Origin of the sequence: Streptomyces sp. CA-135486 (assembly GCF_050936555.1) — a bacterium.
Lineage (GTDB): Bacteria > Actinomycetota > Actinomycetes > Streptomycetales > Streptomycetaceae > Streptomyces.
The window spans coordinates 3,664,135-3,684,157 of record NZ_JBNJMM010000002.1 but is presented as its reverse complement, the minus strand read 5'-3'; the positions used below and the strand labels follow the sequence as shown (position 1 = coordinate 3,684,157).

Below are 20,023 nucleotides of genomic sequence, written 5' to 3'. Positions count from 1 at the left end.
CCGAGGAGGCACACCGTGGCCCTGCACCGCCTGTCATCCGTGACCATGGGAGTTCCCCACCGCCTGGAAACAGCCGCGTACTACGCGGACTTCGGGCTCGTGCCCGATGGCGAGAACTGGTTCACCACCCGCGACGGCGGCCGTCAGCTGCGCGTCCTGTCCGCCCCCACCCGCCGCCTTGTCGAGGTCCGCATCGGCGTGGACGACCCCGACGACCTCGCGTCGGCCGCCGCACGCCTGGAGCGGCTGGGCATCGGCCACGACACCCACGACGACACCCTCGCCGCGTACGAGAAGACCACCGGCGTTCGCGCCGTGCTCCAGGTCGAGGCCCGCGACACGCAGGCCGTGACGCCGGCCACCCCCTACAACGGCCCCGGCCGTCTGGAACGCGCCGGCGTCCGCGCGCCGGGCATCCTGCGCACTGACCCCATCCGTCCCCGCAAACTCGGCCACGCGGTTCTGGGCACCACCGACTTCGCAGCCACCACCGCGTTCTTCCGCGACGGCCTCGGTTTCAAGGTCAGCGACCTGATGGGTGACGTCGGCGCCTTCCTGCGCTGCTCGACCGATCACCACAACATCCTCGTCCTGGCCGCACCGGTCGCCTTCCTGCATCACACGTCGTGGCAGGTCGACGACGTCGACGACGTCGGCCGCGGCGCGATGAACATGCTGGAGGAACACCCCGAGCGCCATGTGTGGGGGCTCGGCCGCCACCACGCCGGATCCAACTTCTTCTGGTATCTCAAAGACCCCGCGGGCAACTTCAGCGAGTACTACTCCGACATGGACTGCGTCGTCGACGACTAGCTGTGGACACCGGAGGTCTTCGAAGGGGCGAAGGGGCTGTTCAACTGGGGGCCGCCCCCGCCGCCCTCCTTCATCAAGCCCGACGACCTCGCGGGCCTCATGACCGGCTCTCACAACACCTGATTCCTGAAAGGCACTGCGCATGATCGAGATCAAAGACATCGACCTTTCGCTTCCCTTCCTGACCCAGCTCCAGGGCAACGACGACGGGCGGCCCATCACCATCATCAACACATTCGTCGCCCCGGAGGGACAGGTCGACGCAGTCATCGAGGTCTGGCAGCAGGACTCCTTCGTCATGAAAGACCGACCCGGCTTCATCTCGGCGCAGCTGCACCGCGGCATCGGCGACAGCCGCGTGCTGACGAACGTGGCGGTCTGGGAATCCCTCACCGACCTCAGGAACGCCTTCATCAGCGCGGAGTTCCAGGAGCTGCTCCCCCACTACCCGGACGGCTCCCTGTCGTTTCCGATCCTGGTTCGCAAGGAGGCCGTCACCGGCGTGTGCACTGCGTGAACCGCACAACCCGCCGGCCATCCGCGCCGGCGGACTGACCACCTGCGGCTGCCGCCGGTCTGCGGGCAGCGACAGCCTCCGTATAGGACGCCGTGGTTCTGGTCCGGCCAGGTGGACCTCGGGCTCCAGCTGGCCGGCCTGGCACTGAGTGCCGACCGGGTGGTCGTGCGCGGAAATCCGTCATACCCCTCTCGCCGTAGAGGTAAAATCCACCAGCATGACCGCCCCTGAGCTGCCCGCAGAACTCACCCGTGTCGTCTGGACCCTCCATCGCAGGCTGCTTCAGGCACTGAAGCCCCCCACGAACGAGAACGTCCGGCCGCCGGCCCAGGTGGAGCTCCTCCATCTCGTGGCCGAGGAACCGGGCATCACGGTGCGGCAAGCCGCGGAGGCTCTCCGTATGCAGCCCCACAACGTCAGCAGCCTGGTAACAAAGCTGGTCAAGGACGGATTCTTCGAACGCATCCCGGACCCCGCCGACCGTCGATTCGTACAGCTGCACCCCACCCCCAAGATGCTCGAAGCCAGCAAGCAGACCAGCACCGACCTGTACGCCGGCGTTGCCGAAGCTCTGAGCAATCTGCCCGCCGCATCAACCGAGCGCATCGCCGGCGCACTGCCCGACCTGTGGAAACTGACCGAGCAACTCGCCCCCGTCCAGAGCTGACCCTCATGCTCCGACTGGGCCACAGCCCATAGAGCGGCGGCCCAGTCGCCTCACACACAACAACGGCGCGAAGGCGGGGTGACACCCCACCCGTCTGAAACCGTGCGGTGCGTGGCCTACGACGCGTCCAGCACCTTGCCGGTGAACACCGGGCCGACCGGTGGCTCTTCGAAGCCGAAGAGCTGGATCCGCAGCGACTCCTCCGGTTCTCTCACCCCGTCCACGATGGTGGGTACGGCCACCTCGGTGCTCAGCCCGCCAGCGGGGATGTTTGCGAGCAGCGAGAGTCCTTCCACCTTGGACAGGGGGCGCTCCGGGAGCGGCGACCGGCCGGAGTTCTCCGTCAGCCATTGCCGGTCCACGTCCGTGCTGGACAGCTCCGTGCCGCTGTTGACCGGCAGAATGCTGAAAACGGCGGGCACATCGGTGTCGGCGGCCGCGGACAGGGACACCCGCCACGTCAGGCTCTGTCCCTCGGTGACCCGGTCCGCGACCGGTGTCACGGTCACCTCGGGCATCGGGTCGTCGTTCTGCACCGTGACGCCGCCGTAATGGGAGCCGATCACCGCGTTGTGAACCGCTTTCACGAACACGTCGTGGGAAACGTCGTAGGAGTAGCGGGTGTTGCCCTGCACCGTCACCGGCAGGTCGATGACGTGGCTGCCGGGCCGCACACTCACCAGACGGGCCGTGGCCCGGCCGGTGTCCGGATCGGGTACGAACAGCCGGACCTGACCGCGGCCCTGGCCGGAGACTCGCACCGGCACCTGGTAGGTCCGGGTTCCCGAGTTCCCTTCCTTGACCTTCAGCCGGCCGATGTCGACACGGGGCAGTGCGGTCTGCCGCACTGCCGCCGTGCCGGGACGCCAGCCCCAGGCGTCCATCAGCCAGGCCTGTCCGGAGCGGTTACGCGGGGTCAGTTGCAGGGTCTTCACCCGGTTCAGATCCAGCCCCGCCCGGGTCGCGGCTGTCAGCGGCACGCGGATCCCCTGCCCCCAGTACGAGGCGGTCCGGTCGCTCCCCGGCAGCCCGTCGACACGGACCCGGCCGAGGGTGGCCCGGCGGCCGGAAGTGTCGGCGAGAGATATGTCCATCTGAGTTCCCGTGGTGTTGGGCGGCACGATCACCCGGAGGGCCAGCGCCTTGGCGCCGGAGAGGGAGACCGGCTTCGCGGAACGCACCCGCACCGGGGAACCCGATGCCGACCAGCGCAGGGCCACCGCGTGACGGCCTGGTTCAGGCGCCGTCTCCCATTCGGCGAAGTGCGGCGAGACGCCGGTCCCGTCGGGATCCAGGCAGGCGGCCACCGGGTCGGTATCCACCGCCGAGCAGAGCCGGCCGCCGTTCACGGTGACCGAGGCGTCCGGCACGAAAGCGGCGGTCCGGTTCGCGCCGACGGCGTGCGTGAGCACCCGCGCGGGATCCGCGGACGGCGCCCGCAGGTTCGAGCCGTCGAGCAGCGGGCGTACGCGGTCGTCGCCCGCGACGAACAGCCGGGCCGCCGCGGCGATGTACGTGGCGCCCGCGGCCTGTTGCTGAACGGCCGTCAACCGGGTTGGCCTGCCCGGCGAGCACACCGGGTCCGGCTGGTCGGCGTCCGCGAAGTCGTCTCCCGCCGGGGCTGTGGCCTGCCCCGGTGTCCACTCGCTGTTGAAGAAGTTGTGGTTGGCGCCGACCATGTAGACCGCGCTGTGCAGTGCCTCACCCCGGCTGACTCCGCGCGCGCCGTCCAGGTACATCTCACCTTCGAGATCGGCGACGTCGCCGTCGCAGCCGGGCAGGATCGTCATCGACGGCACGTCGGGGGTCGGGTTCTGCCCGAAGGCGGTGGGGCCGATGAGGACGGTGCCGCGGATGCGCCAGCGCACCGCGCCCCGGTAGCCGTCCTGATCGGCGGGCGGCCGCGAGAGGCTGTCCATGGCGGACCGGTTCACGCCCTCCCCGCCCCGCGAGTGGCCGACCAGCAACACACGGGACAGGTCGGCCGGCGACGCGGTTCGCACGATGGCCGGTGCCGCGGCCGGGTCGGCCGCCCAGTCCGCCCAGTGGGCGAGGTGCAGCCGCACCAGGGAGGAACGGGCCTGGGCCCCGCCGTCCTCCATCACATCCTGCGCGTTGATCCCGTTGGCGGAGATGGACACCGTCATGTACCCCTGAGAGGCCAGGATTTTCTGATCCCGCAGATAACCTCGGTAGCTCGGCACCGGCTTCGAGTCGGCCGGGCAGGGCCATGCGCCGAACCGGTCTCCGCCGTCCCTGAAGCAGGTTTCGTGGCGGCCGTGAAGGAACAGTGCCAGTGGCCGGCGGCCCGATGCCCCGGTCGGTGCCACCACCACGGCACGCATCTCCACGGGGGCGGAGAATCCGGGCAACCGCACCGAGGGCAAGGTGTATTCGCCGGTGACCGTCCGGTACCGGCCCGGCTTGCCAGGGTCGACGGGGTTGGCCGGCAGCGAGGTCGGCCGCTTGGCCGCCGGTGCAGGGCGTCGGCTGTGCGGGCCCACGGCGACGCCGGCTTCGTCAAGACGGCGTCCCCCCGCCCGCACCTGCAGGTCCGTCGCCGGTCCAAGGTGTGCACCGTGGAGGTCGAGCCGGAACGTGCGCTGGTCCGTCCCCGCAGCCGGCCGGCCGAGGAAGCGGTCTCCGGCATAGAACTCGACGCCAGCGTCGCTCATGGGCACCGGGTCGGCGGAGTGCCAGATCAGCTGTTGCCCGGAGCCCTTACCGGTAATCTGCCAACCGGACGGGAGTTGGCCGGCAGGGCCGACCTGTTGCGCGGACGGTTCGGGATCAGCGGCCTGTTGAGCGGCAGCCGACCCCGGCGACACCACTGTCGCGAGTACAGCCGCAGCGGCGACGACTAAGCGTTGAGCACGGATCAATGTTCCACTCCTGGTTGGCACTTTCCCAAGCCCCCGGTCTCCGGGAAGCCCCTCTGTTTCGTCTTCGACCGGTCGTGTCAGCGTTTGAGGGCTTCGGCGTCTCCCATGACGATCACCGGGTGCTGGTCGGGATCGAGTGTGAGCAGCAGCTCCTTCATGTGCTTCTGCGTCAGGCTGACGCAGCCGTGCGTGGGCCCGCCGTGGTCGACGTGCAGCCAGATGCCGCCGCCCTTGTCCGCGCCGAGCGGGCGGGTCCAGTCGCGGGGGGAGGCTCCGGCCCTGCGGTTGTAGTTGATCGCGACGACGTAGTCGAAGGAGCCCGCGAGCGGCTCGCCCTCAAAGCCCGTCCCGGCGATGGTGAAGCCCTGCGACTGGTCGTACGGCAGCTTGGTGCCGGGATCGGCGAGCAGCCCGCCGGCATCGGTGAGGGTGAACACGCCGATGGGCGAGTGGAGATCGCCGGCGTGGTGGTTGTCCGTCCAGCCCTTGAGTGCGTTGTGGGCCGGCCAGGTGGCTCCCGCTTCCCAGCCCGCGCTCGTGCGCCGGTAGAGCACCACCTGCGACTTCGGGGAGTTCTTGCCGCGGCCGGTGACCAGGACAACCTGCCGCGCGTTCTTGGGGATTTGGGCCAGCGTCTGGGGGCCCAGGCCCGGCAGCTGCGCGGGGACCGATGCGGCGGACGCGCCGGTGTCCGTGGTTGTCGGCCGGGGCTTGGGCTGGGTCGTGCCTCGGGCGCCGGACGGCGCCACTGATGCGTCGATCGCACCAACGGCCGCCGACGGGGCGTCGGCAGCTGTCCCTGCGTGCATGTCCCCGCACCCGGTGAGGGTTACGTACAGGGCGGCCAGGACAGCTGCCGGTATTCCCAGACGGTTAAGGCCCGGGGGTATGAAGGGGGTCGCTTGGTGGTTCCCGAATGGCGCACTGGGACGCCGTAGGGGCGGGCGACTGGTTGATGGAGCCATGTCGTCAGCCTGGATGAGACAAGTCAGGAACTCGTCAGCTCCGGCTCTTCGGCCCGCCGTTGCCGTCACGCCCGGCAGCCGCCCTGCGTTGTGGCAGCGCCGAACGCGGCCAAGGGCAGCGCCAGCCTGGCGCACGCATATCAGGAACCTGTCAGGGTGTGGGAAGGCCCGCACATCGGCCCGGCATCGATCCCGCGCGCTTACAGTCAGTAGCGTGTGCGCACATATTCTCGTGGCGGAAGACGATGAAATGCAGGCCAAGCTCATAGGCCGGCTGCTGCTTCAGGAGGGTCACACCACCGTCGTGGTCCACGACGGCCGGGCCGCGATCGACGAGGCCAAGAGCGGCAGACCCGACCTCGTCGTCCTGGACTTGATGCTGCCCAGGGTCGACGGCTTCGGCGTGTGCCGCGTGCTGCGCCAGGACGGGGACGTACCCGTTCTCATGCTCACCGCCCGTTCCACCGAGGACGACGTGCTGCTCGGCCTCGAACTCGGCGCGGACGACTACATGACCAAGCCGTACAGCCCACGGGAGCTGATGGCCCGCATACGCACCGTGTTGCGCCGTTCCATGCGGCCCATGGAGAACTCCCCTCTGCCGCGCGCGGGCTGCATCACCGTCGATCCCGTACGGCACCTGGTGACCTGTGACGACACCCCCGTTACGTGCACCCCCGGCGAATTCGCCATCCTCCACGCCATGGCCGCGGAACCCGACCGGGTGTTCTCGCGCCGTCAACTGCTGCAGTACACCCGTGGCCACGACCGCGCCTCCACCGAACGCGCCATCGACGTACACATCATGAATCTGCGCAAGAAGATCGAACCCGACCCGCGCAGGCCCGTGCGGCTGCTGACGGTCTTCGGCGTCGGCTACAAACTCGTCGACGGCCGCCATGACGCCTAGTCCTCGTATTCCCTGGCGCAAGAGCCTGCTGGTACGGCTTGTGCTCACCTCCGTGGCGATCACCGTCGTCTCCGTGGGCGCCACGTCCTGGCTGGCCGTGGAGACCACGACGCGTGCCATCCAGGAGGAGCGCGGTCAGGTGCTCTCCGACGACACCGACATCCTGCGGCAGCTCAGCGGCTTCGCCGCGACCCACGCCGACTGGGACGGCGTGCAGTCCTTGGTGCGCACGCTGTCAGACACCATGGCCCGGCGCATCGCCCTGACGACCGACACGGGCTACCCCATCGCCGACTCCGCCGCCCCGGGTACCGCCCTGCCCGCGCGCGCCTCGGCAACCGTCGAACCGCTGAACACCGACACGTACACCGAACCGGGGGCCCAGCTCGCCGGGATCGACCCGCGGGCGGTGGGACCCTATCTTCTCCCACCGGCCGAACGGGCACAGGTGAGGATGCTCGCCGAGAAGCGCCTGGCGTGCATGCGGCGGTACGGAAGCGGCAGCAGCCACCAGAGCCCCAGCGGCCGCACGATGGTCACGTCCGACGACGGGGAGGCATCCGTTCCGTTGCAGTGCGCCGATGGAGAACTCAACACACCCACGCGCACCGAACAGAAGGCACTGGACGAGCTCAACGCCCTGATCGCCTCCTGCCCCGGTCTCGAGCAGGAACGAGGTATCCCGCTGGCCGGAGCAGGCATCGACTTGGTTCCCGGCTCCAGCACCCCGGCGAGCGACAGCGCCCGGCGGCGTGGTGGCAGCCAGCGGACGCAGAGCTGTGTCGACAGCGCGCGCCGCACACAACTCGACCCGTTCGTCGCCCCAAGGGCCAGACTCTATCTGGGCAGCCTCGGCCAGCAGCCCGCGGGTTTCAACCTCTCCCCCGCCAACAAAGCCAAGATCGTCGGCGTCACAGGGCTCGTCCTGGCCATCACCGTCGCCATGACCGCAGTCGTCGCGATCCGCCTCGTCCGTCCCCTGCGGGCACTGACGGCCGCGGCCCAGCAACCACCGCAGCGGCATGCGCGCGTCGCCGTCACCACCAAGGACGAGACCGGTTATCTCGCCGCCGCCTTCAACGAACTCACCGCGCGCCGCGAGCAGATGGAAGCCCAGCGCAAGGCCATGGTCAGCGATATCGCCCACGAGCTGCGGACCCCGCTGACCAATATCCGCGGCTGGCTGGAAGTCACCCGAGACGGATTGTTGGACCCGGACCCGGACCTCATCGCTTCCCTGCACGACGAAGCGCTGCTGCTGCAGCACATCATCGACGATCTGCAAGACCTTGCGGCCGTCGACGCCGGAACCCTGAAGCTGCGCCGAGAGCCGGTGGGCGTGCACGAACTCGTGGCCCAGGCAGTGTCCGCCCACAGCACCCGTGCCGAGGCCTCGGGCATCCGCCTGCGCACCCGCACCGACCCCTGTCTCTGGCTGGACGCCGACCCCGTCAGGATGCGCCAGGCGCTGGGGAATCTCCTCGCCAACGCGCTTCGGCACACCCCCGAGAACGGAACGGTCACGCTCACCGCCCGGCAGACCGGTGACCTGGCCGTGCTCACCGTGGAGGACACGGGCGGCGGCATCGCCCCCGAGGACCTGCCCCATGTCTTCGAGCGTTTCTGGCGGGCGGAGAAGTCCCGCAGCAGACGCACCGGCGGCAGCGGACTGGGCCTGTCCATCGTCCGCCAGTTCGTCGAGGCGCACGGTGGAACCGTCACCGCCGACAACGAGCCCGGCGCCGGGGCGGTGTTCACCATCCGGCTCCCCCGCGCACCGGAGCCCGAGCGCCTCTCGCCATGAAGTGCCTCCGCGACGCCGATATGCGTACACCGGTGGCGCCCGCCCCACCGCCGCCTCGGTCCGCCCGCGTCCCCCGTCGCGGACAGACCGGGGCTATTCCGTGCCGGTGACAGCCATCTCACCCAGCAGTGACCAGTCGTCATGCGGGACCTTCACGTTCACGATCCGGGGTGTCTCAGCCAGGTGCGGTGGCAGCGTCCGCTGCGCGCTCTTGAAGTGCTCGGAGTGCACGTGCGCGGCCCCGGCATCGTCATCTCGGAAGGCCTCGACCAGCACGTACTCCGTAGGCTCCTCAATGCTCCGCGACCAGTCGAACCACAGACAGCCCGGCTCACCGCGCGAGCCGGCGGTGAAGTCCGCAACGATCTCAGGCCACTGGTCGGCGTACTCAGGGCGGACCTTGAACTTGGCCGTGATGAAAATCATCGGATTCCTCTCGCTGGACTGTCCACAAAATGCGCGCGCCGCCTGCTTGAGGTTGAACCACGGGAGTGGACACCGGGTGCCATGCGACGCATGACAGGTTACGTGATGTGATCATCCATCATTCGTACCCGACCCGGGTGAGGTGGCCGATCGCCGGAGTGGCGTCGCCGCCGGTTGCAGCAGGCCGACGAGCGGGCCAGGGCTTGTCCTTTCGGGTCTTGTCGGACAGCGAGCGGCGTCCGGCGCCCCGCCGGCAAGGAGGTGCGGCCTGGCCGACCGGCCGGATCGGTATGCATGATGGGGCATCCCCGAGGGAGGTACGCGATGGAATCGGTCCGGGCGACGTTCAGGGTTCCCACGCCGATGGGCGAGGTATGGGTGCGTATGACGGAGGGCACGGAACGGCCCGCCGCACCCGCCGTGCTGTTTCTGCACGCCAACCCCGGCGACGGCCGCGACTTCGACGCCGTCGTACCCGCACTCGCACAGGACCGGACGGTCGTGACCATGGACTGGCCCGGCTTCGGGCAGTCCCCGGCCGTCGACCCCGACCGGACGACGGCAGACGGCCTGGTCACGGTGGCGGAGCTGCTGGTCCAGGCACTGGACGAGCGCGGAGTGCGACGACTGGTGCTCGTCGGCAACAGCGTGGGCGGCTATGTGGCCGTACGGCTGGCACAGCGCCGTCCGGACGCGGTCGCCGGGCTCGTCCTCGTCGACCCCGCCGGTTTCACCCGGCAGAACCCGCTCACCCGGGCCTTCTGCCGCCGGCTGATGGGCAGAGAGGCGCTCGCCCGCCATATCGTCGCGCCCCTCGCCCGCGCCTATCTGGGACCGCTGCGCACCTCCAGCGCCCGTGCCACCTACGCCAGGGCTCGCCAGGTGCGGCACGACCCGATACGACTCGCGGTGCACTGCGCGATCTGGCGGAGCTTCGCCGACTCCGGGTTCGACCTGACCGGAGACGGAAGCGAGTTGACCGTGCCCACTCTCCTGATCTGGGGCAGACGAGACCCGGTCCTTCCGGCGCTCCTCGACGGCCGCCGCGCCCGTCGCTCCCTGCCGCATGCCAGGTACGTATCTCTGCCGACGGGTCATGAGCCCTTCAACGAGCAGCCGCCGCTCTTCCTCCGCCACGTGACACGGTTTCTGCACGAGGACGTCGAAGATCCGGAAGACAGGCCCCCTAGGTGAGGCTCGACGGGACGATCCCGTAACGCCGCATCTTGCGGTACATGGTGGCGCGGGAAATACCAAGATCCTGTGCGGTGCGCTGGACGTTGGAGTTGCGGTCCATCAGCCCGCGGAGAATGGCATCCCGTTCCAGCGCTTCGATGGTGGTGAGGACCTTGTGCGAGGACACCCGGCATTCCGGCGGGAGATCCTCCACTCGCATGGTCCGGACGGACGGCCGCCGTGCCAGTCCACGGATCACCGACTCGAGTTGCCGGACGTTCTCCGGCCAGGAACAGCGCTGCAGCATCGCAAGCGCATCCGGGGCGCAGCTGCTCTCTCCGCTCGGCCGATACTTGAGCAGGAAGAACCGGACCAGGTGCTCGATGTCCCCATAGCGATGGCGGAGGGGCGGCACCTCAACCGAGGCGCCGCACAGACGGTCGAGCTCGTCCTCGGTCGTGACCATGGACGGCTGGCTGGTCATGACCAGTTGCCCCGTGGCGGTCCCGCCGAGCTGCGTCAGGAGGCTTCGCAGCTGCCGGCGCAGGAGGTCGCCCAGAAGGTGGACATCGCGCAGGACGACCACGTTCGACGGCTCGGCCAGCAGCTCGCGGACGTTGCGGAGCCACTGCTCGGCGGCCTGCGGCGACTCCGACAGCGGCGCTTCCATCTTCTCGAGCCGGCGCCCGGCACCGCGGGCTCGGTGGATGGCTTCGATCAGCGTCCTCTTACCCACCCCGGCTTCACCCACGAGATGAAGCCAGGACCCGGCGACGAATGCCGCCTCGGTTTCGGCGACCGCGCTCAGCCATTGCGGCGATGAGCCCACCAGGCCCAGGCCCGATCGCGTAGCTCCGGCGGAAACGACCGGTCCGGACTGGGGACGTCCGATGACTCGCACTCGGAAGATCGTGCCCGCGTCGCTGTCCTCCCGCCGGCTACGGCTGACCCGGAGTTCGGCGACTCGTCCGGAGGGGAGGGCGATGTTCCGGGTCCCTTGGAACCGGGGATCGTCGGCCACTTCACGTGCGTGGTCGAGCAGAGCATGCTGATCCGGCCCTGTCACGGCCGATCTCAGCTGCTCGTTCATCATGACGACATCACGGTTGAGAGCCAGGACGGGTCCCGGGCGCACCGAGGAGCACGCGTCCATGTAGTCCTGGAACAGGGCCCGCTCCCGTCGCGAGCTGATCGCGGCGATCTCACTCTCGATCTGGGCTGCGACAGAGCGGGCCAAGGCCATGAGCATGCCGGCAGAGCCCTGACGGACGGTGGTCAGGTTGAAGGCTCCCAGCGTCGTCCGCCGGATGGGATGCAGAATCGGCACGGCCGCGCAGTGGAAGTCCCGCAGCGCCTCGACGTAGTGCTCGCTTCCCGCGATCATGACCGGGCGTCCGCTGGCCAATGCGGTCCCGATGCCGTTGGTGCCCACGTAGCGCTCGGCGAACACATGGCCCGGAGCCAGTTGCACCCGGTTGAGCCGCGTCGTCAGAGCTTCGTGGGAGACCATGCGGGACAGCACCACGCCGTTCCGGTCTGTGACCATCGTGGACACCGGGTCGTCGGCAAGCTGCTCGTGCAGCCTGTTCAGGATCGGCAGCGCTGCTCTGGCGAGCGGGCTCTCCAGATTGGGGTTCTCGAAGTAGGGGGCGTCGATGCAGCTCGACTTCACTTCGTACTCGATCGAGCGTTGCCACGACGCGACCACGAGCGGGCGTGCGCTCGGATCCTTGGTGGCTTCCTGGTAAAGCTCTCTGGCTGCTGTCAGCGCGCTGCCAGGTTGAGGTCGGGGCATTTAACACTCCCGTATCGCACGCGTCATCCCTCGGTGAAGTGATTGGAACAGCTCGATGACGCCGCGCCTATGGCCTGTATCACATTGATACATTCGCGGACCGTTTGTGAGACATCCGCCTGCGCGCGGCGGGCTGTGTAATCGGCGCACCCCACCCGCCGATTCGCAGGGAGTGCCATGAAAGCCGTGCAGGTCATCGAGTACGACGAGCCGCCAGAGCTCGTGGATGTGCCGGACCCGCAGATCACCGGTCCGCTGGATGTGATCGTGAAGGTCGGGGGCGCGGGGGTCTGCCGCACCGATCTGCACATTCTCGAAGGACAGTGGAGCGACAAGAGCGGGGTTGTCCTGCCCTACACCATCGGTCATGAGAATGCCGGCTGGGTGCAGGAGGTGGGACAGGCCGTCACCAACGTCAAGGTCGGCGACCCGGTCATCCTGCACCCGCTCGTGACCTGCGGTCTGTGCCGTGCCTGCCGGGCCGGCGACGATGTGCACTGTATGAACTCGGCCTTCCCGGGCATCGACACCGACGGGGGCTATGCGGAGTACCTGAAGACCACCGCCCGCTCAGTGGTGGCACTCGACCCGTCCCTCGAGCCGGCCTCGGTTGCGGCCCTGGCCGATGCCGGGCTCACGGCATACCACGCTGTCGCCAAGGCGGCCCGGGCCCTGCGACCGGGCGACCGGGCCGTGGTGATCGGCGCCGGAGGCCTCGGGCACATCGGCATCCAAGTGCTCCGGGCCCTGTCGCCGGTCGAGATCATCGTGATCGACCGGAGCCCGGATGCGCTCGCCCTGGCCAAGGAACTGGGTGCCGAACACACCCTTGTCGCCGACGGCACCGAGGCCGAGCGCGTCCTGGAACTCACCGGCGGTCATGGGGCGGAGGCCGTTCTGGACTTCGTCGGCGAGGGGGGTGCCGTCGAGACGGGCGTGGCCTGCCTGCGCCGCAACGGCAACTACTACGTCATCGGCTACGGCGGCCGGCTCGACGTTCCGACGATCGACGTCATCTCCACCGAGATCAACTTCATCGGCAACCTCGTGGGGTCCTACAACGACCTCTCCGAGCTGATGGTCCTGGCGGCCCAGGGCAAGGTCGGCCTGCACACCCAGCGGTACCCCCTCGTGTCCTTCCGTGACGCCCTCAACGACTTGTCCGCCGGTGCCGTCCGCGGCCGAGCGATCTTGATCCCCTGAGTCGAAGGAGCAGACCCATGCGCAAAAGTTCGTACAAGGGCATGATCGCCGTCGCGGCAGTCGTGGCCCTCAGCGCCACCGGATGTACCAGCCAGGACCAGGCGGAGAGCAAGGCCGACAAGCCGGCGCTGTTCAAGCCGGGTTCGGAGATCAGCTACAGAAAGTACGGCAAGGACTACCCGGACGCGAAGGTCAAGGACGTACCGGGGCCCTGCAGCTACGAGTCGATCAGCCGTAAGGACTACTCCGGACAGACGCTGAAGATCATCAGCCATGCCGTCCCCGTCATCGGCGAGCCGACCAAGCTGCACGCCAGACAGTTCGAGGAGATCACCGGGGCGAAGGTGGAGGTGGTCAACGTCCCGTTCGGGGAGCTGCACCAGAAGATCCTCACGCCCCTGCAAGCGAATCAGCCGGCGTACGACGTCATGTTCTACCCCTCCCTGTGGATAGGCGACATGGCCCCGTATCTGGCCCCGGTGCCGCAGGAGTACCTGGACACCCCCGGCATGAAGGACGTCACGAAGGCCTATATGGACGTGGCCACCTGGAACGGGCAGGTCGTGCAGTACCCCGTGGACGGTGACCGGCATTACCTCAAGGTCCGCACGGACGTACTGAAGGACCCGAAGCGCCAGGCGGCGTACAAGGCGGCCACGGGCAAGGACCTGCGCACGCCCAGGACGTGGGCCGAATACCAGGAGGTCGCCGCGTTCTTCAGCGGCAAGGACGTGGACGGCGACGGCAAGCCCAACTTCGGCAGCGCCGAGGTGACCAAGCGGGACGACCTGACGTTCTCCGCGTTCATCAGCCGTGCGGCACCGTATGTGAAGCACCCCGACGTCAAGGGCGGCCTCTTCTTCGACCTGGAGACCATGAAGCCGCTGATCAACACCCCCGGCTTCGTGCGAGCCCTCGACGACATGGTCAAGGCCAAGTCGACCTGGGCACCCGGCGGCGCCAACTTCGGTCTGGGTGACGAGATCTTCTCCTTCGGAGGCGGCCAGACGCTGATGTCCTACTCGTGGGACGACGCGTTCATCCAGGCCCAGCAGCCGGACAGCAGGATACGCAACAAGATCGAAGCGGCGGCGCTGCCCGGTTCCACCGAGGTCTACAACCGCACCACACAGGCGTGGGACAAGAAGCCGAACCAGGCTCCCTACTTCACCTGGGGGTGGACCTCGGCGGTGTCCAAGGCCTCGGGCCACCAGAAGATGGCCTTCGACTATCTGTGCTTCTTCAGCAACGAGGCCAATGCCGCGCTCGATCTGACCATCGGCCGCTTCGGCGTGAATCCCTACCGCAACGCCCACTTCGACGCGGCGTTCTGGGAGAAGCAGGGCTGGGACAAGAACGTCGCGAAGTCCTACGTGCAGACGCTCTCCGGCATGGAGAAGAGCACCAACCGCGTCTTCGACCTGCGTGTCCCCGGTGTCAACCAGTACATGTCCGCGCTGGCCAACGGCATTGCCGCGGCGCTGGCGGGACAGCAGGCTCCGCAGCGGGCGCTGGACGAAGTGGCGAAGGAATGGGCCAAGATCACCGAGCAGATCGGCAAGGACACGGTCCACGACGCCTATCGCAACGTGGTCGCACTCGAGGACTACCGCTGACCCGACCACAGGACGCCCCGGGTGACCGGCCGGCTCCGGCCGGTCACCCGGGGGCGACCGCCCCTTTCCACAAGGAGCACCATGTACGGCCTGCGCCGGCACAAGAGCATGTTCCTGCTCCCAGGACTGCTCACACTCCTACTGATCATCATCTTCCCTCTTCTGTTCACCATCCGCGTCAGCTTCTCCGGCTGGAACGTCAGCAGCCCTCAGATGGACTTCATCGCAGGGGCCAACTACGCCACGATGCTGCACGACAGCCGCTTCTGGTCCTCGATCATGCGCCTGATCCTGCTGGCGGGCGGCACCGTCCTGATCCAGTACGTCATCGGATTCGGCATGGCCCTGCTCGTCTGGCGCGATGTACGCGGCCGCAGGTTCTGGCGGGTGCTGTTCCTCGTCCCCATGATGACCACTCCCGTGGTGATGGCCGCCATCTGGCAGATGATCTTCCACGAGTCGCTGGGGCCGCTGAACGATCTGCTCGGGATGCTGGGCCTGACCAAGGTTGCCTGGCTCACCGAGTCCGGGCCGGCGCTGGTCGCGCTGATGACCGTAGAGGTCTGGCAGTGGACGCCGTTCATGTTCCTACTGCTGCTGGCCGGCCTGCTGAGCCTGCCCAAGGAACCGTTCATGGCCGCCGCGATCGACGGCGCCGACGTGTGGCGCACGTTCTGGAAGGTGACCTTCCCGCTCATGGCGCCGGTGTCGGTAGCGGCGGTCATCATCCGGCTGATCGAGGCATCGAAGCTCTCCGACAGCGTCTACGTGCTGACCTCCGGCGGACCGGGCTCCTCCACGGAGACTCCGGGCTACTACCTCTATATCCAGGGGCTCCGGGATCAGCAGACCGGCTACAGCGGGGCGATGTCCCTGACCTATCTGGTCCTGATGATCGTCACGCTCACCGTTGTCGCCGCCTTGCTCACCAGGGCCTTCAAGCTGAAGGGGCACTCATGAGGCCGCGCCTTTATCCCATATTCAAATACACCGTGATCGCACTGTGGGCCTGCTTCGTCGCGGGACCGTTCTTCTGGGCCATGACGACCAGTTTCAAGGACGCCAACGCAGTGCAGGGCGGCGCCACATACCTTCCATGGGTCCAGTACCAGCCCACCGCCACCGGCTGGCGCAACATCTTCGGTGGAGCCGGGGGTGTCGATGTGATCCAGCCCTTCCTCAACAGCGCCATCGTCACCATCGCCGCCTCGGCCATCAGCCTCGTCCTCGGATCCCTGGCCGCCTACGCGTTGTCCCGCTACCGGTTCAAGATCGGCTTCATCAAGAACAGCGACATCGTCTTCTTCTTCGTGTCACAACGGATCATGCCGCCCGTCGTCCTGGTGATCCCCTTCTTCTACCTGCTGCAGTGGGCGGGCCTCCTGGACACCATCCCGGGACTGGTCATCGTGACGGTCGCCCTGCTGCTGCCCATCGCGGTCTGGGTGATGGTGGACTTCTTCAACGGCATCCCGCGTGAGATCGACGAAATGGCCATGCTCGACGGGTGCGGGCCGTTGCAGACCTTCGTGCGGGCGATCCTGCCGAACTCCCTGCCCGGGCTGACCGTGGCCGCTATGTTCTGCGCGGTGTTCGGCTGGAACGACTTCTTCTTCGCCTTCAGGCTGACCTTCACCGAGGTCCAGACCCTGCCCCAGGCGGTCGTCGCCCTCAACTCCTCCATCCCGCCCTGGTGGACCCTGTCCGCGGCTGCCCTGTTCGGTGTGGCGCCGCTGGTCCTGCTCGCCATCTGGGTGGAGCGCTATCTGTCAAAAGGCAACCTGTCGGGAGCAGTCCGATGACCCTGAGTGCCACTGATCTGAGCCTGACCGTCGATGGCGTTGACCATCTCAAGAGCGTGACCGCAGTTTTTGAACCGGGACGGCTCCACACTGTCATCGGCCGGACCATGGCAGGAAAGACGACGCTGCTGCGGGCCCTGGCCGGCCTGCAGGAGGTGGACTCCGGCTCCCTGACCAGGGACGGAGCCGACATCCTGAGAACGCCGGTCTGGCGGCGCGACACCGCCATGGTCTACCAGCAGTTCATCAACTACCCACATCTCAGCGTGTTCGGCAACGTGGCCTTCCCGCTCCGGCGGCAGAGGCTGTCACGGGAGGAGATCCAACAACGGGTCAGCAAGAGCCTGGCGCTGGTCGGCCTGACCGGCTTCGAGCGGCGCAAGCCGTCCCAGCTTTCCGGCGGACAGCAGCAGCGCGTCGCCGTGGCGCGCGCCCTCGCACGCGGCACGGGAATTCTCCTGCTCGACGAGCCACTGGCCAACCTCGACTACAAACTGCGCGAACAGCTGCGCGACGAGTTCAAGACCCTGTTCTCGGATCAGGGCGACACGATAGTGGTCTATACGACGACCGAGCCCGCCGAGGCGATGATGCTCGGCGACGTGGTGCTGGTCATGCACGAGGGACAGATCCTCCAGGTCGGCCCCCCGCAGGAGGTGTTCGAGCGCCCGGCGACGACCACCGTGGCATCCATCATCAACGACCCGCCCATGAACATCTTCCCCGGCCGGATCGAGGGCGGTCAGGTCACCGTGGCGGGCTTCCAGGCCACGCACGTGTCCGCGCATCTCGCCGACCTGCCCGACGGCGCCTACCAGTTCGGCCTGCGGGCAACGGATGTCAGCCTGGCCTCCGCCGGTGTCGAGGGCGAGGTCACCTTCGTGGAGATCTCCGGCTCCGAGACCTTCGTTCACGCGGCTGTCGGCAAGACTCCGTTCGTCATACAGATCGAGGGCATCCATGACGTCGCTCTCGGTGATCTTGTGAAACTCCGGCTACGCCCCGAGCGGTTGTACGCCTTCGACGAGAAGGGCTCGCTCGTGCGGACACCTTCGTACGATCTTGTTTCAGTGGGAGGGCGTTGAGATGGCGCAGTTGGACATCATCGACGTCGGGCACAGCTACACGCCCGGCGCCGAAGAGAAGCGGTGGGCTCTCAAGCCACTGAGGCTGACCTTCGAGGCCGGCAAGACCTACGCATTGGTCGGGCCCTCGGGTTGCGGCAAGACGACACTGCTGAACATCCTGTCCGGGCTGATCAGACCGTCACAGGGCCAGGTCCTGTTCGACGGCGTGGACGTCACGGCCCTGCCGACGAAGGCACGCAACATAGCCCAGGTGTTCCAGTTCCCCGTCATCTACCACTCGATGACGGTGTACGAGAACCTCGCCTTCCCGCTGCAATGCCGCCGGTGGGACAAGGCGAGGATCGACGCCAAGGTCCGTCAGGTGGCCGAGGCGCTGGACCTGGACGACCGGCTGGGGCAGCCCGCCCGGCGCCTCACCGCCGACGACAAGCAGCTGATCTCGCTCGGCCGCGGCCTTGTCCGTGACGACGTGGCGGCCGTACTGATGGACGAGCCCTTGACCGTCATCGATCCGCAGCTGAAGCACTCGTTGAGGCGCAAGATCCGTGAGATCACTGAGCAGTTCCAGCCCACAGTGATCTATGTGACCCACGACCAGTACGAAGCCATGAGCATTGCACAGGAAGTGCTGGTCATGAGGGACGGCCAGGCCATGCAGCAGGGCACGCCGCAGCAGCTCTTCGAGGCACCCTCATCAACGTACGTCGGCTACTTCATCGGATCACCGGCCATGAACTTCCTCACCCTGGACCGGGCACACCAGGAGTTCACCCTCGGAGGCCGGACCCTCGCCGTGGCGTGGGACATCCCGGAGAGCACCAGCGAGGTCCAGGTGGGAATCCGGCCCGAGTACGTCAAGGTCGTCACGGAACCCGGGCCGAACACCTTTGCCGCCAGGCTTCGCGGTGTCCAGGATCACGGCCCTCAGCGCGTGCTCGAGATCGACGTGGCCGGCCAACTCATCAGGGCGAAGGTGCCGCGGGAGGACGGGGTTCCTGCGATCGAGGAATTCCTGGTGCATCTGCCGCGCGCCAAGGCTCTCCCCTATTCGGACGGTTGCCTGGTTCTCCAGTCGTAGAGCGAGTGGTTGCCGACGGCAGGTCAGTTGCAGTCGGGGAAGCAACAGTCCCGAACCCGCCGGCTCCCACGCACAGTGAACCCGGGAACGTGACCGCGGCCACGCTGCCGACTGCGGCGCGGATCAGACTCTCGCAGGCGTCCACCAAATCTGTGTGCTGCAGAGGGACACGACGAGCGCCGAGGCGGCGACGGCACCCAGGCCCCACACCAGGCTGCTGGCATTCGCTATGAGGCCGATGACAGGCGGCCCGGCAAGCAGTCCCGTCGTTCCCATGGCGGCGACCAGGGTCAACGCGTCCGGGCCCTGGCTCGCCGCGGCCACGTAGACGCAAGGGGTCACGGCTGCGATACCCAGTCCGACGCATGCGAACCCGATCAGGGCCGGCACCACGCCGCCGCTGAGCAGGGCGAGGGTCAGCCCCACCCCCGCCAGTGCGCTCCCGAGGACGACGACGCGGCTGTCACCCCAGCGGCTGCGCCAGCCGTCGGCAAAGAGGCGGGCCAACACCATCATGCCCGAGACTACGGCGATGCCCAGGGGCACCAGTTCCACCGAGGCCCTGACGACGTCCTTCAAATAGAGGGCCGACCAGTCGTTTATGGCGCCCTCGGTCACGGTGCCGAACGCCATGGCGCAGCACATCCACAACGTCACGCGGGACGGTCGGGTCCATCTGCCGCGGCCATTCTTCTCCTTCGCCGCAACCGGCTGGTCATCTGCCAGAAGTCCCGTCCGCGCGTACCCGGACAGCAACAGCAGAATGACGGCGGCTACGCCGAAGTGCACCGCAATCGTCGAGGTCACCGCGTTCACGCCGGATGCAAGGACGGCGGCGAGCAACGAACCGCCGCTGAACATCGCATGCAGTCTGGCCATGGCGTTTCGCTGATGTCTGACTTCGAGCGCGGCTCCCTGTGCGTTCATGGCGACGTTCAGACACCCTACGAGGACTCCGTCGCAGCACAAGATCACCAGAGCGACAGGATAGTTCGGCGCCGCGGCCAGGGCTACCAGCAGAAGAGTCAGGCCCAGGGCCGACAGCAGCGCCAGGCGCCGTGAGCCCAGCCGCCTCATCAACATCGCCACCACGGGAAACGACGCTGCCGCACCGACACCGGCGGCCATCAGCAACAGGCCTACCTCCGCTGTCGTCAGGCCGAGGTGCGTCTTGATGGCAGGGATGCGCGACGCCCAGGTGGCGTACTGGAAACCGAGAGAGCAGAACAGCGCGGCAATCGCCAACTGGCTGCGAATGAAGGGATCTTGAATACGGAGCAT

The 20,023-nt window shown here is 67.6% G+C and carries 17 protein-coding genes and 1 pseudogene; 13 read left to right on the top strand and 5 right to left on the bottom strand.

The genetic code is table 11. The features are described 5' to 3' along the window. The first annotated feature begins 15 nt into the window (after positions 1-15). The 4 genes and pseudogenes from ACQEVG_RS36190 to ACQEVG_RS36175 all read left to right on the top strand — a co-directional run bounded on the left by ACQEVG_RS36190 (position 16) and on the right by ACQEVG_RS36175 (position 1,997). Positions 16-936 (top strand): annotated as a pseudogene (locus tag ACQEVG_RS36190) (VOC family protein). Positions 937-955: 19 nt separating this feature from the next. Further along, positions 956-1,330 carry an antibiotic biosynthesis monooxygenase family protein gene (locus ACQEVG_RS36185; RefSeq protein ID WP_432991873.1) on the top strand — a complete coding sequence of 125 codons (375 nt, stop codon included), beginning with the start codon at positions 956-958 and terminating at the stop codon, positions 1,328-1,330. Positions 1,331-1,372: 42 nt separating this feature from the next. Continuing rightward, on the top strand, positions 1,373-1,561 hold the full coding sequence (locus ACQEVG_RS36180) for an oxidoreductase C-terminal domain-containing protein (protein ID WP_432993159.1): 189 nt from the start codon (positions 1,373-1,375) through the stop codon (positions 1,559-1,561). Further along, positions 1,548-1,997: a MarR family winged helix-turn-helix transcriptional regulator gene (locus ACQEVG_RS36175; RefSeq protein WP_432991871.1), complete on the top strand. Its 450-nt coding sequence runs from the start codon at positions 1,548-1,550 to the stop codon at positions 1,995-1,997. The genes ACQEVG_RS36180 and ACQEVG_RS36175 overlap by 14 nt, the downstream gene beginning before the upstream one ends. 116 nt (positions 1,998-2,113) lie before the next feature. On the opposite strand, the gene ACQEVG_RS36170 is transcribed toward ACQEVG_RS36175, so the two are convergent. Beyond that, entirely contained in the window at positions 2,114-4,879 is a 2,766-nt protein-coding gene (locus tag ACQEVG_RS36170) for a hypothetical protein (protein WP_432991869.1), read from the bottom strand. A gap of 77 nt (positions 4,880-4,956) precedes the next feature. Continuing rightward, positions 4,957-5,688 (bottom strand): L,D-transpeptidase family protein, encoded by a 732-nt coding sequence (locus tag ACQEVG_RS36165; protein ID WP_432991867.1) that lies wholly within the window; start codon positions 5,686-5,688, stop codon positions 4,957-4,959. 370 nt (positions 5,689-6,058) lie between these two features. Here ACQEVG_RS36165 and ACQEVG_RS36160 point away from each other — a divergent pair, with 370 nt between their 5' ends. Further along, positions 6,059-6,754, top strand: coding sequence for a response regulator transcription factor (locus tag ACQEVG_RS36160; RefSeq protein WP_432991865.1), 696 nt, complete (start codon positions 6,059-6,061; stop codon positions 6,752-6,754). Beyond that, complete coding sequence (locus ACQEVG_RS36155) at positions 6,744-8,558, top strand: sensor histidine kinase (RefSeq protein WP_432991863.1); 1,815 nt, start codon at positions 6,744-6,746, stop codon at positions 8,556-8,558. The genes ACQEVG_RS36160 and ACQEVG_RS36155 overlap by 11 nt, the downstream gene beginning before the upstream one ends. A gap of 93 nt (positions 8,559-8,651) precedes the next feature. Here the strand turns inward: ACQEVG_RS36155 and ACQEVG_RS36150 are convergent, their stop codons facing one another. Beyond that, a complete protein-coding gene (locus ACQEVG_RS36150) occupies positions 8,652-8,984 on the bottom strand; it encodes a putative quinol monooxygenase (protein ID WP_432991861.1) in 333 nt (110 codons plus the stop codon). Between the two features lie 324 nt (positions 8,985-9,308). Here ACQEVG_RS36150 and ACQEVG_RS36145 point away from each other — a divergent pair, with 324 nt between their 5' ends. Next, on the top strand, positions 9,309-10,178 hold the full coding sequence (locus ACQEVG_RS36145; protein ID WP_432991859.1) for an alpha/beta fold hydrolase: 870 nt from the start codon (positions 9,309-9,311) through the stop codon (positions 10,176-10,178). On the opposite strand, the gene ACQEVG_RS36140 is transcribed toward ACQEVG_RS36145, so the two are convergent. Next, positions 10,171-11,955, bottom strand: a complete 1,785-nt coding sequence (locus ACQEVG_RS36140; protein WP_432991857.1) for a sigma-54-dependent Fis family transcriptional regulator — start codon at positions 11,953-11,955, stop codon at positions 10,171-10,173. The two genes, ACQEVG_RS36145 and ACQEVG_RS36140, sit on opposite strands and share 8 nt — an antisense overlap. A gap of 177 nt (positions 11,956-12,132) precedes the next feature. On the opposite strand from ACQEVG_RS36140, the gene ACQEVG_RS36135 reads away from it, so the two are divergent. The 6 genes from ACQEVG_RS36135 (at position 12,133) to ACQEVG_RS36110 (ending at position 18,742) form a co-directional block, all read left to right on the top strand. Beyond that, positions 12,133-13,158, top strand: a complete 1,026-nt coding sequence (locus ACQEVG_RS36135) for an NAD(P)-dependent alcohol dehydrogenase (protein ID WP_432991855.1) — start codon at positions 12,133-12,135, stop codon at positions 13,156-13,158. Between the two features lie 17 nt (positions 13,159-13,175). After that, positions 13,176-14,774, top strand: coding sequence for an extracellular solute-binding protein (locus tag ACQEVG_RS36130; RefSeq protein ID WP_432991853.1), 1,599 nt, complete (start codon positions 13,176-13,178; stop codon positions 14,772-14,774). An 81-nt stretch (positions 14,775-14,855) separates the two neighbouring features. Beyond that, positions 14,856-15,734, top strand: coding sequence for a carbohydrate ABC transporter permease (locus tag ACQEVG_RS36125; RefSeq protein WP_432991851.1), 879 nt, complete (start codon positions 14,856-14,858; stop codon positions 15,732-15,734). Between the two features lie 32 nt (positions 15,735-15,766). After that, positions 15,767-16,576, top strand: coding sequence for a carbohydrate ABC transporter permease (locus tag ACQEVG_RS36120; RefSeq protein WP_432991849.1), 810 nt, complete (start codon positions 15,767-15,769; stop codon positions 16,574-16,576). Then, positions 16,573-17,661 carry an ABC transporter ATP-binding protein gene (locus ACQEVG_RS36115; protein WP_432991847.1) on the top strand — a complete coding sequence of 363 codons (1,089 nt, stop codon included), beginning with the start codon at positions 16,573-16,575 and terminating at the stop codon, positions 17,659-17,661. The genes ACQEVG_RS36120 and ACQEVG_RS36115 overlap by 4 nt, the downstream gene beginning before the upstream one ends. Before the next feature lies 1 nt (position 17,662). After that, on the top strand, positions 17,663-18,742 hold the full coding sequence (locus ACQEVG_RS36110) for an ABC transporter ATP-binding protein (RefSeq protein ID WP_432991845.1): 1,080 nt from the start codon (positions 17,663-17,665) through the stop codon (positions 18,740-18,742). Positions 18,743-18,865: 123 nt separating this feature from the next. Here the strand turns inward: ACQEVG_RS36110 and ACQEVG_RS36105 are convergent, their stop codons facing one another. Beyond that, entirely contained in the window at positions 18,866-20,023 is a 1,158-nt protein-coding gene (locus ACQEVG_RS36105) for an MFS transporter (protein WP_432993156.1), read from the bottom strand.

Coding starts and splice junctions, on each gene's coding strand:
- ACQEVG_RS36125 (WP_432991851.1), top strand. CDS start 14,856: ATGTACGGCCTGCGCCGGCACAAGAGCATGTTCCTGCTCCCAGGACTG.
- ACQEVG_RS36130 (WP_432991853.1), top strand. CDS start 13,176: ATGCGCAAAAGTTCGTACAAGGGCATGATCGCCGTCGCGGCAGTCGTG.
- ACQEVG_RS36140 (WP_432991857.1), bottom strand. CDS start 11,955: ATGCCCCGACCTCAACCTGGCAGCGCGCTGACAGCAGCCAGAGAGCTT.
- ACQEVG_RS36175 (WP_432991871.1), top strand. CDS start 1,548: ATGACCGCCCCTGAGCTGCCCGCAGAACTCACCCGTGTCGTCTGGACC.
- ACQEVG_RS36110 (WP_432991845.1), top strand. CDS start 17,663: ATGGCGCAGTTGGACATCATCGACGTCGGGCACAGCTACACGCCCGGC.
- ACQEVG_RS36165 (WP_432991867.1), bottom strand. CDS start 5,688: ATGCACGCAGGGACAGCTGCCGACGCCCCGTCGGCGGCCGTTGGTGCG.
- ACQEVG_RS36115 (WP_432991847.1), top strand. CDS start 16,573: ATGACCCTGAGTGCCACTGATCTGAGCCTGACCGTCGATGGCGTTGAC.
- ACQEVG_RS36185 (WP_432991873.1), top strand. CDS start 956: ATGATCGAGATCAAAGACATCGACCTTTCGCTTCCCTTCCTGACCCAG.
- ACQEVG_RS36135 (WP_432991855.1), top strand. CDS start 12,133: ATGAAAGCCGTGCAGGTCATCGAGTACGACGAGCCGCCAGAGCTCGTG.
- ACQEVG_RS36145 (WP_432991859.1), top strand. CDS start 9,309: ATGGAATCGGTCCGGGCGACGTTCAGGGTTCCCACGCCGATGGGCGAG.
- ACQEVG_RS36155 (WP_432991863.1), top strand. CDS start 6,744: ATGACGCCTAGTCCTCGTATTCCCTGGCGCAAGAGCCTGCTGGTACGG.
- ACQEVG_RS36150 (WP_432991861.1), bottom strand. CDS start 8,984: ATGATTTTCATCACGGCCAAGTTCAAGGTCCGCCCTGAGTACGCCGAC.
- ACQEVG_RS36105 (WP_432993156.1), bottom strand. CDS start 20,023: ATGCTCCGTATTCAAGATCCCTTCATTCGCAGCCAGTTGGCGATTGCC.